Source organism: Burkholderia sp. IDO3 (assembly GCF_003366075.1).
GTDB classification, from domain to species: domain Bacteria; phylum Pseudomonadota; class Gammaproteobacteria; order Burkholderiales; family Burkholderiaceae; genus Burkholderia; species Burkholderia anthina.
The window spans coordinates 1755560-1769159 of record NZ_CP028963.1; the positions used below are offsets into that span (position 1 = coordinate 1755560).

Genomic DNA, 13600 nt, shown 5'->3' on the forward strand with positions numbered 1-13600 from the left:
TGGTGAGCCGGGGCATCCCGAGGCCGATCGAATTCGGGCGCTGGCGCACGGCGAGCGCGTTCCGTGGTTCGGCGCGCGCGCACATTGCGCAAGAACAATTTGGAAGGAGACTGCGATGTCGACGTTTGCTGTGAATGGTGTCCGAATCGATCCGCGCAGCGCTCGGGTGACGCACGTGCGCTGGGCAGCCGTCAATCCGGCCGACCGGTCGTGGGCCGCGACGCCGAGCGAAGCAGCGGTGGCGGAGGTGGCGCACGCGCTCGCGTCCGGCAACGACGTTCACGCGGTGTTCGACGAAGTCGACGGAACGGCGGTCGGACCGAAACTGAAGCGCGTGCTGTATCGAGACGCGTCCGAAGGCATCGAGCTCGACGTCGATGTGACGAACGAGTCGCGTACGTTGCGGGATCTTCCGCAAATCTGAACGGCGAGCGCCGGATCGTGGCAGACGCGGGCGCGAGCGATGCCGACGCACGCAAACACTTGCGCATTCGCCGCACGCCGAGCGCGAGGAGTCGTATCGCGCAACCGTCCCGCATCGTTGCCGACCGTGCCGATCGGGTCGACGGGAAGGCCGACGCGCGTTCCGTCGTGCCGATAACGAGCGAATAACGCAACCGCGCACGAGACCATGCCCAGACACTCCATCGCCGCGTTGGCCGTCGCATCCTGCCTGGTGCTCGCGGCCTGTCAGACCGAAACCGTATCGCCGTCGCCCGAGACCGCATCGACAGCGGTTCCGGTATCGTCGCCGGCCACGCCGATTCATGGTATGGGCCAGGCGCCGCATCTTGCCGGCCAGAGCCACTGGGCCGTCCACGAGTGCACGTCCGACGGCGCCGTCAAGGTGTGCAATTGATCGAGCGACCGGCACGATGAGCGACGCAAGCGAAACGAACGATGCCGTCTGGCATGTCGACCCGGTCGCGGGAACGGTGACGGGCGCGTTGCCGGTGGTGCTGCCGGTCGACAGCCGCAGTTTCAGGCGAAAGGCGCTCGTCTGTGCGGTGCTCGCCGTATTGAGCGCGTGCGGGTACGCGGCCAACGTGGCGCTGTGGCCGGTGGCGGCGCTGGCCGTACTGCTGGCGCTTCTGAGCGGCGGCTTCTTCCTGATATCGCGCCGCAAGATGGCACTGCATATCGACGAAACCGGCTTCAGGCTGGTGGGCTCGATGCGCGACAAGCCGGCCACGCCGTGGCGCGACGTCACCGAATTCGGAATCGTCAGCGTCGCGGGAAACCGTTACATCGGCTACCAGTTCTCCGCGCATTCGCCGCGCACCAGGGTACCGGGCGGCGTGATGCTGCCGATCAACCGGTTTGCCGATCTTCCGCTCGACTCGGTTGCCGCGTTGCTGGAGGCGTGCCGCCGGCAGTTCGGGATGCCGGAAGATCGCGCCGGTCGAGTGGACTGATTCCGGGGCGCGCACGCAACCCGGTCGGCCCGTCTGCGATTGGAATAAAAAATGGAACAAAAAATGTCGGCGGGCATGTCGATTTCCGTCGGGCTAGTCCGTCGTAGGATCGGAGGCGTACGCATCGTGCGTCCGTCCCGCTTTCCGACACGACAAACCGACTGAAGGAGCGACACCCATGGCCACGTCCGTCAACCCGATCCCCGAAGGGATGCGTACGCTGACGCCGCACCTGATCTGTGCCGGCGCCGCAGCAGCAATCGACTTCTACAAACGTGCGTTCGACGCGAGCGAGCGGTTCCGCCTGCCGACGCCCGATGGCCGGCTCGCGCACGCCTGCCTCGCGATCGGCGATTCGACGCTGATGCTGGTGGATGAAATGCCCGAGCACGGCGCACTCGGACCGAAGACGCTGAAAGGCACACCGGTGTGCCTGCACCTGTTCGTGCCGGACGCCGACGCGGCGATCGCGCAGGCTGTCGCGGCCGGCGCGACAGTCACGATGCCGGCGGCCGACATGTTCTGGGGCGATCGCTATGGGCAGATCGAGGATCCGTTCGGCCACCGCTGGTCGATCGCCACGCACCAGCGCGACCTGACGCCCGAACAGATCTCGGACGCGATGGCGAGCGCACCGCCGTGCGCGGGCTGATCGAGCCGGATAAATCGTGCTGAACGGCGAGCGGGCGTGGCGGCGAATGTCGGCACGTTCGTCGTCGGCCTTCATGCGTCGCGCGCTGCATCGGGTGGTGCGATCGGAGGGGGCCGCACCTCAAGCCATGCGGGGCGATGCCGTAAACAGGGCGAGATCAATGACTCATCCTGTCGAACCATGGCTCGAATTCTGTACGCGGGGTATCTCGCATTTGCGCTGTACCTGCTTTACCCGATGATCCACAACACGTTGAACTTCAGCATGGATTGCATGCTGAGCGCGCTGCCGGGCGGCGATCGCGACATGCCGCAGCGTACGGCAAGCGGTGCGTCGACGCAGGGCAGCCGGTGTGCCGCGGATACGCAACTTGTGGCGCGATCGCCCGGCATCCATTGACTTCGCGGATCGTCGCGACCCGAGCATGGGTGTACCGGCCATTCGGCCAGGTTGATTGGTGCGCGATGGACGCCGATCATTGACGACATCGCGAATGAATGTTGAATGACGACGGCGCGTCGGCGCGCTGTACGCGAGCCGCGTTTGCGGTGGCGCGTGCGCGGGATGCGTCAGTAGGAGGAGCGGTACGGCGTGCCCTGGTCGAAGCGGCTTTGCCAATGCGTGAGGTAGCGCGATGCGAGCTGCGGATTGTTCCAGACGACGATGACGTTCTCGGAGTTTCGGCTTGCCGCCGACGCGCTGTAGTTGAACGAACCGGTCTCGACGTGTTCGGCATCGATCACGAGGTACTTGTCGTGGTGGATTGCATAGACATCGATCGTGCGCGTCGGAATGCCCGCGTTGACGAGCAGGTTCAGCGCCTGCTTGCTGCTCTTCGCGCGATTGCCCTTGTCGTCCACGACGACCGCGACATTCACGCCGCGTCGCTTGGCCGCGAGCAGTGCGCGCGTGACGGGCGGCGACGTGAACGAGTAGGCGGCCACGCGAATCGAGCTGCGTGCGGCACCGATCGCCTTCAGCACGAGCGCTTCGGCGCCGCCATCGGGCGAGAACGCCGATTCGACGACTTGCGTGGCCGGCGCTTCATGGGTCGGGGCCGGCAGCAGTTGCGCGATGTAGTCGATCGCCTGCTGCAACAGCGATTCGCTGTGCGTCTTGCCGAAGGCGGCGAACGGTGTGGCGAGCAGGGAGACGGCGAGGCAGGTGGCGGCGAGGCGATTGCGCGACAACATCTTGGACAGCGAATAATTTCGAGACAGCGGGCCGTGAGTGTAACGCAGACGTGGCGGCGCGGCCACGCCGGAATGCGAATAGTCGCGTTGTGCTGCGGCGTGCCGCGCCATGCGTCGATGCGACGATGTTCGGACGTCGAGCGGTATCTGCGCGGGATCGATGATCGCGCCGATCGATTGATGGCGATGTGGTACGCGTGCACATGCACATGCACATGCACATGCACGTGGATTGCGTACGCTCCACGCGTGACGCAATGCGGATAGGCGCGAATGCGATCGGCAGCTTCAGCGCGATGGGCGAATGGAGCAGCAGGGTGCCGCAACGCGAATGCCGGTCAGGCGAGACGCTACGCTGCCGACATAGACGCTATACGCGACGGATCCCTTGCGATGCGCACGCAGCAGGCGCCATGCGCCAGGCGTCACACATCGAGCGGCCCGGCGTCTTCGCGCGGGATCCACCCGGGCCCGGGTTCCGGCTGTACGTCGTGTGCATCGAGCGGTTCGCCGCACGCCGAACACACCGCGACAGCATGCATCAGCTGGCCACAGGTCCGATGGCGCAACTGCATCGGCGGCCCCTGGCCGTCGTCCTTCCAGCGATCGCCCCACGTCATCAGCGCGAGCAGGGCCGGGTAGAGGTCGAGGCCCTTTTCCGTCAACCGGTATTCGAACCGCGGCGGGCGCTCCTGATACGCGTGCTTGACCAGCACGCCTTCGTCGACGAGGCGCGCGAGCCGTTCGGCCAGCACGTGGCGCGTGAGGCCCAGCTGTGTCTGGAATGCGTCGAAGCGGCGGCAGCCGAGAAAGGCGTTGCGCAGGATCAGCATGGTCCAGCGGTCGCCGAGCACGGCGAGCGTGCGCGCGACCGAACAGTTCAACGTACCGATGTCATCCCATTTCATGATCGAGTCTCGTGCGGCGGTTCAGCAAAGGAGCGGGACCGATTATAGAACCCGCCTTCGATTACGGCGGGCACCTGTTGCGTTGACAAGCCCGGCGCGGTTGTCAATAATAAGTTCCAATTTGGAACTTACTCGCGCGGCGACGCGCTTTCAATCAGGAGACCACCCGATGAATCCGCTTTCCCTGTCCGGTATCGAACTGCTGCGTGCGGCCGTGTCGGGCGACGTGCCGCTTGCGTCGATTTCCGAGACGATTCCGATGCGCCCGCTGGGCGTCGAGCTCGGCTACGTGAAGATGTCCGCGCGCGCGGACGGCCGGCACCTGAATCCGCTTGGCGGCGTGCACGGCGGGTTCGCCGCGACGGTCCTCGATTCGGTCACCGGCTGCGCGGTCCATTCGATGCTCGACGCGGGCGTCGGCTACGGCACGGTCGACCTGCACGTGAAGATGCTGCGTCCGGTGCCGCGCGACGTCGACCTGATCGCGGAAGGGCGCGTGATTCACCTGTCGCGTTCGCTCGGCGTCGCGGAAGGCACGCTGAAGACGCCGGACGACAAGATCGTTGCGCACGCATCGGCGACGTGCTTCATCCAGCGGCCGAAATGACGAGGCCGGCGGGCGGCGGGCCGGCTTCGCCGTTCGACGCAATGCGAGCGCGGCACGCGCGGGCCGGCGCGTGCCAGCCGCATGCCGGGCGCGCGCCGGCCGAAGGCAGCCTGTAAGCGTCCGCGTCCGCCATCTGAAGCGTTCGCTTCAATGTGATAGCGTTCCTGCTTTCCACCCCCCGCGAAGGAACAGCATGGAATACCGCACACTCGGCGATTCAGGCATCGAGGTCAGCCTGATCGGTCTCGGCACGATGACGTGGGGCGAGCAGAATTCGGAGCGCGACGCACACGAGCAGATCGATTACGCGCTCGCGCAGGGCGTCACGCTGATCGACGCCGCGGAAATGTACCCGGTGCCGCCGAAGCCCGATACCCAGGGCCGCACGGAGCAATACATCGGCACCTGGCTCGCGCAGCATCGCGCGCAGCGCGACCGGATCGTGCTCGCCACGAAGATCGCGGGCCCGGCGCGGCAGCCGCACAATCCGCGTCATATTCGCGGTGAAGGCAACCAGTTCGACCGCAAGAACCTGACCGAAGCGCTGGACGGCAGCCTGAAACGCTTGCAGACCGACTACGTCGACCTGTACCAGCTGCACTGGCCCGATCGCAGCACGACGACGTTCGGCCGCCCCGCGTATCCGTGGGTCGACGATGCGTACACGGTGCCGATCGAGGAAACGCTGGGCGTGCTCGCGGAATTCGTGAAGGCCGGCAAGGTCCGCGCGATCGGCGTGTCGAACGAAACGCCGTGGGGCGTCGCGCAATTCCTGCGTGCGGCCGAGAAGCTCGGGCTGCCGCGTATCGCGAGCATCCAGAACCCGTACAGCCTGCTGAACCGCACGTTCGAGAACGGCCTGTCGGAATTCACGCATCGCGACGGGGTCGGCTTGCTCGCCTATTCGCCGCTCGCGTTCGGCTGGCTGTCCGGCAAGTACGAGAACGGCGCACGCCCGGCCGGTGCGCGCATCACGCTGTTCGAGCGCTTCCAGCGCTACAGCAAGCCGCAGGCGGTCGAGGCGACGTCGCGCTACGTCGAACTCGCGAAACGCCACGGGCTGTCGCCCGCGCAACTCGCGCTGGCGTTCGTCAACAGCCGGCCGTTCGTGCGCAGCAACCTGGTCGGCGCGACGTCGCTCGAGCAACTGAAGGAGAACATCGGCAGCATCGACGTGACGCTGTCCGACGAGATCCTTGCCGAGATCGACGCGCTGCACGAACGGCAGCCGAACCCGGCGCCGTAAACGGCGCGCGGCCCGCGCGGCAGCGATGCCGCGACGGGCCGCGTTGGACACGCGGATGCGGTCGTTTGCGTCGTCAGCGCATCCCGAGCCGGGCGCGCGCGACCAGCAGCGCGACGAGACTCAACACCGCGCAACCCATCAGATACAGCGCCGGCGACAACCGGTTGCCGGTCGCGCTGATCAGCCATGTGATCATGAACGGCGCGAAGCCGCCGAACAGCGTGACGCCCGTGTTGTAGCTGACCGCGAGACCGGTCGCACGGGTCTGCGACGGGAACAGCTCGGCCATCAGCGCCGGCAGCGCGCCGCAGTAGGTTGCTTTCAGCAGGCCGATCCAGATCAGCGCGGCGAGCATCGTCGCGAACGACGCATGATGCGTGAGCCACACGAACGTCGGCCACACGGTGACGAGCATCAGCACGGCCGCGGCCGCCATCACTCGAATGCGCCCGGTGCGATCGGACAGGTGACCGACGAGCGGCGTGACGAGCGTCAGAACGAAACCGGTCGCGAGCGTCGCCGCGAAGCCGGTCGACGCCGGCAGCCCGAGCTGCTTGATCGCATACGTCGGCATGTACAGCACCATGTAGTTGATCGCGGTCGAGATCACGAGCACGCCGATCGACAGCAGCACGCGCATCTTCTGGTCCGCGAACAGCTCGCGCACCGGCGCTTCGGAGCGCGCTTGCGTCTTGAACTCGACGCCTTCGTCGACGTAGCGGCGAATGTAGAGCCCGATCGGGCCGATCGCGAGGCCGAACAGGAACGGTACGCGCCAGCCCCAGCTTTCGAGCTGGGCGGTCGTGAGCGTCGACGTCAGCAATGCACCGAACCCGGACGCGAGCAGCGTCGCGAGGCCCTGGCTCGCAAACTGCCAGCTCGACATGAAACCGCGCCGCTGCGGGGCATGTTCGACGAGGAAGGCGGTCGAGCTTGCAAATTCGCCGCCGGCGGAAAAGCCCTGCATCAGCCGCGACAGCATGATCCCGAGCGGCGCGAGGATGCCGATCGACGCGTAGGTCGGCATCAGCGCGATCAGCAGCGTGCCGACCATCATCATCCCGATCGACAGCAGCAGCGACGCCTTGCGGCCCGCGCGGTCCGCATAGGCGCCGAGCACGAAACCGCCGATCGGCCGGATCAGGTACGACAGCCCGAACGTGCCGAGCGTGAGCAGCAGCGACGTCGCCTCGCTCGTCGCGGGAAAGAACAGCTTGGCGATCGTCACCGCGAAAAAGCCGTAGACGATCAGGTCGAACCATTCGAGCGCGTTGCCGATCGACGCGGCGAAGATGATGCGCCGGATCTTCGCGGCGCTGGGGCTGGCGGCGTCCTGCGAGGTCAGGGTGGTCGTATTCATCGTGTGAGCATGTCCCGAAAAAGGGCGAAGCGCGTTACAGGGCGGCGCCGGCTGCGGCGGGCGCCGCGCGGCGAACGGGCGGCGCGGCATCGCCGAGATCCCAGAAGAGGCCGGCCATCATCTGCAACCCCTCGCGCACGACGCTCGCGAGCAGATGCTCGTCGGGCGCATGCTGGGAACATGCCGGGTACGAATGCGGAACCCATAGCGTCGGCAACCCGAGCGTGTCGGCGAACACTTCGTTCGGCAGCGTGCCGCCGAGATTGGGCAGGATCGCGGGCTTCTTGCCGGTCGTGTGCGCGAGCGACGCGACGGCCCAGCGTACCCACGGGTCGTCCGGCGACAGGCGCGTTGCCGGTGCGCCGCGCTCGACGTCGATCGCGATGTCGGCGAAGCCGTGCGCATCGAGATGCGCGCGCAGATGCGTGTGCAGCGCTTCCCAGTCGGTGCCGACCACGAAACGCAGCTGGCAGTGCGCATACGCGACGGGCGGAATCGCATTGACCGGATGGTCGGGATTGCCGGCCTTGAACGCGAGGATCTCGAACGTGTTCCAGCCGAACACGCGCTCCGCGGCGGACAGGCCGGGCTCGCCCCAGTCGGCATCGAGCGCCGGATCGCCGGGACCGCCGCCCACCGACAGGTCGGCGAGCGCCGTGCGCACGGCCGCCGGAATCGGCGGCGGGCGCAGCCCCGCGACGCGGATCGCGCCGCGCGCGTCGACGAGGCATGCGAGGGCATTGGCGAGCACGGTCGCCGGATTGCGCAGCAGCCCGCCCCAGTTGCCGGAGTGATGGCCGCCATCGCGCGCGCGCAGGCTCAGCCTGAAATTGACCGCGCCACGCGAGCCGAGGAAGACGGTCGGACGTTCGGCGGCGATGCGCGGCCCGTCGGATGCGATCAGCACGTCGGCCGCGAGCGCGTCGCGCTCCCGGCGGCACAGCGCGTCGAGGCCCGGCGAACCGGTTTCCTCGCCCATCTCGATCAGCAACTTCGCGTTGAAGCCGAGCCGGCCGCCGCGCGCGTCGAGCACGCTCGCCAGCGCGGCGAGATTGATCGTGTGCTGCCCCTTGTTGTCGGCGCTGCCGCGGCCGTACCAGCGATCGCCTTCGGCGGTCAGCGTCCATGGCGACAGCGGCGCGCGCCATTGCGCGTCGTAGCCGCGCACGACATCGCCGTGACCGTAGATCAGCACGGTCGGCAGGGCGTCGTCTTCGTGGCGCGATGCCAGCAGGAACGGGCCGCCGCCGTCGACGGGGTTGTCGACGATCCGCGATGTGAAGCCGAGGCGGGCGGTTTCGGGCGCGATCTCGTCGGTCAGGTAGGCGCGCAGGGCGGCGCCCGTGCCGCTTTCCTGGCTTTCGGTGCGCAGGCCGACGCGGCGGCCGAGGGTCGTGAAGAACGCGCCCGATTCGAACTGGTTCAGCGCGTGCTGGATGGCGGCGGTACGGCTCAAGACGTGTCTCCTCTGTCGTATTGCCGGCGCGCGCACGGTGCGCGCAACCGGGAGTGCGATCGATTCTAGAAAGCCGTTTTTTTTGTCACAATGATCGAATTTCGAACATTTCTTTGCCGAAAAGGCAAAGCTCGGCGGCCCGCAGCGGCACGGGGACAGAACGATGACGGCTTTCCTGCATGGTCTTGCATTGAGGTACTTCGTCGAAGTGGCGCGCACCGGGTCGATCAGCGACGCGTCCGCGCGACTGCACGTCGCCGTGTCGGCGATCAGCCGCCAGATCGCGAAGCTCGAGAGCGAGCTCGGTGCGCCGCTGTTCGAGCGCCGGCCGCGCGGGATGGCGCTGTCGGAGGCGGGCGAGCGGCTGCTCGGCTTCGCGCAGCGCAGCCTGCTGGAAGCCGAGCACGTGATGAAGGAAATCGGCGGGCTCGAGGCGCTGCACGGCAGCCTGCTGAAGATCGCCTGTTCGGAAGGGTTCGCGATCGATTTCCTGCCGGGCGCGCTCGCGAGCTTCAAGGCGCGCCATCCGGGAGTCGATTTCTCGGTGTGGGTCGTGTCGCCGGCGGACGCGACGCGGCGCGTGCGCGACGGTGACGCCGATATCGGTCTGACGTTCAGTCTCGCGCCGGAGCAGGGCGTGCGCGTCGAACATACCGAACGTGCGCCGGTCTTCGCGCTCGTGCGGCACGACCATCCGCTCGCGGCGCGCGAGTCGGTGTCGCTCGCCGATGTCGCGCGGCACCCGCACGTGCTGCCCGAGGCCGGCACGACGGTGCGCCAGCTGATCGACATCGCGTGCGTGCTCGACGGGTTGATGCTCGAGCCCGAACTGACCAGCAACAACACCGCGGTGATGTATCGCTACGTGCAGCGCACCGGGGCCGTGATGTTCACGGGCCTGCTGTCGGTGCGGGACCGTTTCGACGCGGACGGCTTCGTTATCGTGCCTCTTTCGAACCCGCAACTGCGCGAGCGCAGCATCCAGGTGCAGACCATGGCGGGGCGCGATCTGCCCGCATCCGTGCGCGCGTTTCGCGACCATCTGGTCGACGTGATGAGCGCCGCATCGGCGCCGCCGGTTGCCGCGCGCGGCCCGGGACGCCCGGGCGTGAGATAATCGCGAATCCGCCTTCCGTGTCCGTGCGGCTCGCCGAGCCGCATCGCCCCTGTTCGACGCCAAATTGAAGAACCTGATTGTCACCCTCGATCGCGCCGGCGAGTTCGACGAGATCATCGACGTGCGTACGCCGCTCGAGTTCGCCGAGGACCATATTCCCGGCGCGCTGAACGCGCCCGTGCTCAGCAACGAGGAGCGCGTGATCGTCGGTACGATGTACCGGCAGGTATCGCCGTACGAAGCGACGCGCGTCGGTGCGGCGATGGTCGCACGCAACATCGCGCGTCACCTCGACACCACGTTCGCCGACCGGCCGCGCAACTGGCGGCCGCTGATCTACTGCTGGCGCGGCGGCAAGCGCTCGGGTTCGATGACGACCTGGTTCAACCTGATCGGCTGGCAGGCGCGCCAGCTCGACGGCGGCTACAAGACATACCGCCACTCGGTGTGCGCGACGCTCGACACGCTGCCGACGCGGTTTCGCTACATCGCGCTCGTCGGCCATACGGGCTGCGGCAAGACGCGGCTGCTGAACGCGCTGCGCGATGCGGGCGCGCAAACGCTCGATCTCGAAGCGCTCGCATGTCATCGCGGCTCGCTGCTCGGCGCGCTGCCGGGCAAACCGCAGCCGTCGCAGAAGGGGTTCGATTCGGGGCTCGTCGAGGCGCTCGGGCATTTCGACCCCGAATGGCCGGTGTTCGTCGAGTCGGAAAGCCGCCGGATCGGGCTCGTGCATCTGCCGATCGCGCTGATCGACGCGTTTCACGCCGGGCCGTGGGTGCAGGTCGACGCGGCACACGACGAGCGCATCGCGTTCCTGCTCGAGGATTACGCCCATCTGTTCGACGCACCGGCCGCGTTCAAGGCGCAGCTCGATCGGCTGATCGGCCTGCACAGCCGTGACCAGGTGGCGCACTGGAATGCGCTGATCGATGCCGACGCGCGTGCCGACCTGTTCACCGAACTGATCGACAAGCATTACGATCCCGCCTATGCGCGCACCTACCGTGCAACGTACAACAAGCCAAACCGGGCGCTGACGTTCACGTTCCAGCCGAACGCGGCCGACGTGCGCGACCAGGCGCGCGCGCTGCTGGGCCGGCTCGCGCAAGCGGGTCTGCCTGCGTCGGCCGCGTTGGCGGCAGGCGTGGCATCCACAACCGATCAAGACCAATCGATTACCACACGATGACGACCACACGCACCCAACCCAGTCCGGCGCTCGGCTGGATGACCTTCCTGCTGATCGCGATCGCGGGGCTGTTCTACGTGAAATGGTTTCCGTACTACAACAAGGCGTTCGTCGCCGCCGAGCATCATTCGATCGGCCAGTCGATCCTGATGGGCACGTCGGCAACGGCGCCCGAGCCGTCGCTGAAGGCGGCGCTCGACTATGCATGGGCGTACGGCAAGGCGATCTGGCAAGCGATGGTGCTCGGCCTGTTGCTCGGTTCGGCCGTGCAGGCGCTGCTGCCCGCGCACTGGGTCGCGCGCGTGCTCGGCCGCACCGGCTTCGGCAGCGTTGCCGCAGGCGGCCTGCTGTCGCTGCCCGGCATGATGTGCACGTGCTGCGCGGCGCCGGTCGTCGCGGGCCTGCGCGCGCGGCACGCGTCGCCGGGCGGCGCGGTCGCGTTCTGGCTCGGCAACACGGTGCTGAATCCGGCTGCGCTGGTGTTCATGGGTTTCGTGCTCGGCTGGCACTGGAGCGCGCTGCGGCTGGTGCTCGGTGTCGCGATGGTGTTCGGGATCGGCTACCTGCTGAACCGGATCGCACGTCCGGAAGACCGCAGCATCGACGACGCGCAGCTGGCTGCGCTGGTGGCCGAGCAGGCCGCGGCGGGCAATCCGTTCGTGCGCTGGATGAAGCTGCTCGCGCGCATGGCCGTGCGGCTCATCCCCGAATACATCGTGCTCGTGCTGCTGCTCGGCGCGGCGCGCGCGTGGCTGTTCCCGCATATCGGCCCGGACATCGGCAACCATCTCGGCTGGATCGTCGCGTTCGCGGTGGCGGGCACGTTGTTCGTGATTCCGACGGCCGGCGAGGTGCCGATCATCCAGGCGATGCTGTCGCTCGGCATGGGCGTCGGCCCGGCCGCCGCGCTGCTGATGACGCTCCCGCCGATCAGCGTGCCGTCGCTCGCGATGCTCGCGCGTTCGTTCAAGCCTTACATGCTGGCGATCGTCACGGGCCTCGTCATCGTGTTCGGGATCGCGAGCGGGCTGCTCGCGATCGCGTTCGGGTTCTGACGGGCGCGCGGACGGGCCGGTCATCCGGCGCGTCACCCCGGCCAGCCGGCTTGCGTAGGCGGCTGCGGGCGAGATGCCCGGCTGCCGGCACCGAAGGGCGCGTGTGATTGCGCACCGCCGGACGCGCAGGCCGCGCCCGTCACGCACCGGTCGTATTCATCCGGCGTCGCCGCTTCATGCGTGCGGCGCCCTTTACAAGAAGCAAACAGGAAAACGCATGACCCAACCGAAGATTCATCCTCGACTCGAAAAGGCGCTGACGCGCGGCGATCTCGCGATCCGCCAGGCCAATTCCGCGCGGGCGACTGCCGTGCTGAACGCGCTCGGCACGATGATCATCGAAGCCTCTGCCACGATCGGCGTCGAGGCGAGCATCGACATTCCGCAGGGCGACCGCATTTACGATCCGGCCAACGGCCTGTGGCCGCAGAAGATGCTGGTGTCGTTCGACGGTCCGGTCGACGAAGCCGACGCGGAAGAGCGTAAGCGATCGAATAACGACGCCCTTGTGTAGAAATCGCTGCACTCTGATGCTACGTGTCCACGTGGACAGCTGGCATCAGAGTGTATGAGTGAAAAACAAGACTTGCGTAGCCGACTGGTTGTTGGCCGAAAACGAGATGGCCGTCGAGAATACGACGATGCTGCCCGCGACGAGTTGGTGCAACTTTGTCTGCAGCCTGGTGTGTCGATAGCGCGAACGGCAATGGAGCACGATCTAAATCCAAATCTGCTGCGCAGCTGGGTCGCCCGCCATCAAAAGATACAGGCCCAGATCGAGCACGATCGGGTAGCTCGGTCGCCTGCAATTTCCGACGGCGTCACAATCGATATTCCCAATACATCACCAGCATTCGTGCCAATCGCGTCGATTTCCGCATTGCCGCCAGCACTCCCGCCTGATCCACCACCTTTGGAGAAATCGATGGCGCTCTCCTTGCATGTGCGCCTGTCCAATGGTGTCGAATTCGATCTTGGCGAGGCGGGCGTCGATGAACTGGCCACGGTGATCCAGATGCTGGGGAGGCTGCCTTGTTCCGGTTCGACGAAGGGCTGAAGGTCTACCTGCATCGCGACCCGGTCGACTTCCGAATGGGCATCAACGGACTGTCGATTCTGGTCGAACAGGCGATGCGTCTGAACCCGATGACCTCGGCGCTGTTCGTGTTCGGCAATCGCCGTCGTGATCGCATCAAGATCCTTGGCTGGGGTGGCAACGGCTTCTGGTTGCTGCTCAAACGACTCGAAGCCGACCGCTTCATCTGGCCGAACGGAGGAGACACAATCACGCTCAGCGCCGAACAGTTGCACTGGCTGCTCGACGGCATTGACCTGGCCGTGATCCAGAAGCATCCCCAGCGATATTACGCGCGGATGAGCTGAACACCACGCAGGTGGC

At 66.8% G+C, this 13600-nt stretch carries 16 protein-coding genes and 1 pseudogene; 13 read left to right on the forward strand and 4 right to left on the reverse strand.

All coding sequences use genetic code 11. The features are described from left to right. The first annotated feature begins 115 nt into the window (after positions 1 to 115). From DCN14_RS22790 to DCN14_RS22810, 5 genes are all read left to right on the forward strand, one after another. On the forward strand, positions 116 to 424 hold the full coding sequence (locus DCN14_RS22790) for a phosphatidylserine/phosphatidylglycerophosphate/cardiolipin synthase (protein ID WP_096508344.1): 309 nt from the start codon (positions 116 to 118) through the stop codon (positions 422 to 424). 207 nt (positions 425 to 631) lie between these two features. Then, positions 632 to 859 (forward strand): hypothetical protein, encoded by a 228-nt coding sequence (locus DCN14_RS22795; RefSeq protein ID WP_096508345.1) that lies wholly within the window; start codon positions 632 to 634, stop codon positions 857 to 859. A 16-nt stretch (positions 860 to 875) separates the two neighbouring features. Continuing rightward, positions 876 to 1415: an aspartyl-tRNA synthetase gene (locus tag DCN14_RS22800; RefSeq protein WP_096508346.1), complete on the forward strand. Its 540-nt coding sequence runs from the start codon at positions 876 to 878 to the stop codon at positions 1413 to 1415. Positions 1416 to 1593: 178 nt separating this feature from the next. Continuing rightward, positions 1594 to 2067, forward strand: a complete 474-nt coding sequence (locus DCN14_RS22805) for a VOC family protein (RefSeq protein ID WP_096508347.1) — start codon at positions 1594 to 1596, stop codon at positions 2065 to 2067. Positions 2068 to 2247: 180 nt separating this feature from the next. Then, positions 2248 to 2466 carry a hypothetical protein gene (locus tag DCN14_RS22810; RefSeq protein ID WP_096508348.1) on the forward strand — a complete coding sequence of 73 codons (219 nt, stop codon included), beginning with the start codon at positions 2248 to 2250 and terminating at the stop codon, positions 2464 to 2466. Positions 2467 to 2636: 170 nt separating this feature from the next. On the opposite strand, the gene DCN14_RS22815 is transcribed toward DCN14_RS22810, so the two are convergent. Both DCN14_RS22815 and DCN14_RS22820 read right to left on the reverse strand, forming a co-directional pair. Beyond that, entirely contained in the window at positions 2637 to 3260 is a 624-nt protein-coding gene (locus DCN14_RS22815; protein WP_096508349.1) for a phospholipase D family protein, read from the reverse strand. Positions 3261 to 3685: 425 nt separating this feature from the next. Continuing rightward, positions 3686 to 4168, reverse strand: a complete 483-nt coding sequence (locus DCN14_RS22820) for a helix-turn-helix domain-containing protein (RefSeq protein WP_096508350.1) — start codon at positions 4166 to 4168, stop codon at positions 3686 to 3688. A 169-nt stretch (positions 4169 to 4337) separates the two neighbouring features. Here DCN14_RS22820 and DCN14_RS22825 point away from each other — a divergent pair, with 169 nt between their 5' ends. Together DCN14_RS22825 and DCN14_RS22830 are read left to right on the forward strand one after the other, a co-directional pair. Further along, on the forward strand, positions 4338 to 4775 hold the full coding sequence (locus DCN14_RS22825) for a PaaI family thioesterase (RefSeq protein ID WP_096508351.1): 438 nt from the start codon (positions 4338 to 4340) through the stop codon (positions 4773 to 4775). 193 nt (positions 4776 to 4968) lie between these two features. Beyond that, the gene (locus DCN14_RS22830) at positions 4969 to 6021 is read left to right on the forward strand and encodes an NADP(H)-dependent aldo-keto reductase (protein WP_096508352.1); all 1053 of its coding nucleotides are present in this window, start codon (positions 4969 to 4971) and stop codon (positions 6019 to 6021) included. A 73-nt stretch (positions 6022 to 6094) separates the two neighbouring features. On the opposite strand, the gene DCN14_RS22835 is transcribed toward DCN14_RS22830, so the two are convergent. Together DCN14_RS22835 and DCN14_RS22840 are read right to left on the reverse strand one after the other, a co-directional pair. After that, complete coding sequence (locus tag DCN14_RS22835; protein WP_096508357.1) at positions 6095 to 7381, reverse strand: MFS transporter; 1287 nt, start codon at positions 7379 to 7381, stop codon at positions 6095 to 6097. Between the two features lie 34 nt (positions 7382 to 7415). Further along, a complete protein-coding gene (locus DCN14_RS22840; RefSeq protein ID WP_096508353.1) occupies positions 7416 to 8837 on the reverse strand; it encodes a M20 family metallopeptidase in 1422 nt (473 codons plus the stop codon). Positions 8838 to 9000: 163 nt separating this feature from the next. Here DCN14_RS22840 and DCN14_RS22845 point away from each other — a divergent pair, with 163 nt between their 5' ends. The 6 genes and pseudogenes from DCN14_RS22845 to tnpB all read left to right on the forward strand — a co-directional run bounded on the left by DCN14_RS22845 (position 9001) and on the right by tnpB (position 13584). Further along, positions 9001 to 9954, forward strand: coding sequence for a LysR family transcriptional regulator (locus tag DCN14_RS22845; protein WP_096508354.1), 954 nt, complete (start codon positions 9001 to 9003; stop codon positions 9952 to 9954). A 64-nt stretch (positions 9955 to 10018) separates the two neighbouring features. Continuing rightward, positions 10019 to 11146 (forward strand): tRNA 2-selenouridine(34) synthase MnmH, encoded by a 1128-nt coding sequence (mnmH, locus tag DCN14_RS22850; RefSeq protein WP_096508355.1) that lies wholly within the window; start codon positions 10019 to 10021, stop codon positions 11144 to 11146. Continuing rightward, positions 11143 to 12201 (forward strand): permease, encoded by a 1059-nt coding sequence (locus tag DCN14_RS22855; protein ID WP_096508356.1) that lies wholly within the window; start codon positions 11143 to 11145, stop codon positions 12199 to 12201. Before mnmH ends, DCN14_RS22855 begins: the two co-directional genes overlap by 4 nt. 217 nt (positions 12202 to 12418) lie before the next feature. Then, positions 12419 to 12682: pseudogene (locus DCN14_RS22860) on the forward strand (hypothetical protein); the annotation flags it as partial. Positions 12683 to 12769: 87 nt separating this feature from the next. Continuing rightward, positions 12770 to 13258: a transposase gene (locus DCN14_RS22865; RefSeq protein ID WP_111946431.1), complete on the forward strand. Its 489-nt coding sequence runs from the start codon at positions 12770 to 12772 to the stop codon at positions 13256 to 13258. Next, a complete protein-coding gene (tnpB, locus tag DCN14_RS22870; RefSeq protein ID WP_027810102.1) occupies positions 13234 to 13584 on the forward strand; it encodes an IS66 family insertion sequence element accessory protein TnpB in 351 nt (116 codons plus the stop codon). The genes DCN14_RS22865 and tnpB overlap by 25 nt, the downstream gene beginning before the upstream one ends. Positions 13585 to 13600: the final 16 nt, after the last annotated feature.

Coding starts and splice junctions, on each gene's coding strand:
- DCN14_RS22790 (WP_096508344.1), top strand. CDS start 116: ATGTCGACGTTTGCTGTGAATGGTGTCCGAATCGATCCGCGCAGCGCT.
- DCN14_RS22795 (WP_096508345.1), top strand. CDS start 632: ATGCCCAGACACTCCATCGCCGCGTTGGCCGTCGCATCCTGCCTGGTG.
- DCN14_RS22800 (WP_096508346.1), top strand. CDS start 876: ATGAGCGACGCAAGCGAAACGAACGATGCCGTCTGGCATGTCGACCCG.
- DCN14_RS22805 (WP_096508347.1), top strand. CDS start 1,594: ATGGCCACGTCCGTCAACCCGATCCCCGAAGGGATGCGTACGCTGACG.
- DCN14_RS22810 (WP_096508348.1), top strand. CDS start 2,248: ATGGCTCGAATTCTGTACGCGGGGTATCTCGCATTTGCGCTGTACCTG.
- DCN14_RS22815 (WP_096508349.1), bottom strand. CDS start 3,260: ATGTTGTCGCGCAATCGCCTCGCCGCCACCTGCCTCGCCGTCTCCCTG.
- DCN14_RS22820 (WP_096508350.1), bottom strand. CDS start 4,168: ATGAAATGGGATGACATCGGTACGTTGAACTGTTCGGTCGCGCGCACG.
- DCN14_RS22825 (WP_096508351.1), top strand. CDS start 4,338: ATGAATCCGCTTTCCCTGTCCGGTATCGAACTGCTGCGTGCGGCCGTG.
- DCN14_RS22830 (WP_096508352.1), top strand. CDS start 4,969: ATGGAATACCGCACACTCGGCGATTCAGGCATCGAGGTCAGCCTGATC.
- DCN14_RS22835 (WP_096508357.1), bottom strand. CDS start 7,381: ATGAATACGACCACCCTGACCTCGCAGGACGCCGCCAGCCCCAGCGCC.
- DCN14_RS22845 (WP_096508354.1), top strand. CDS start 9,001: ATGACGGCTTTCCTGCATGGTCTTGCATTGAGGTACTTCGTCGAAGTG.
- DCN14_RS22855 (WP_096508356.1), top strand. CDS start 11,143: ATGACGACCACACGCACCCAACCCAGTCCGGCGCTCGGCTGGATGACC.
- DCN14_RS22865 (WP_111946431.1), top strand. CDS start 12,770: ATGAGTGAAAAACAAGACTTGCGTAGCCGACTGGTTGTTGGCCGAAAA.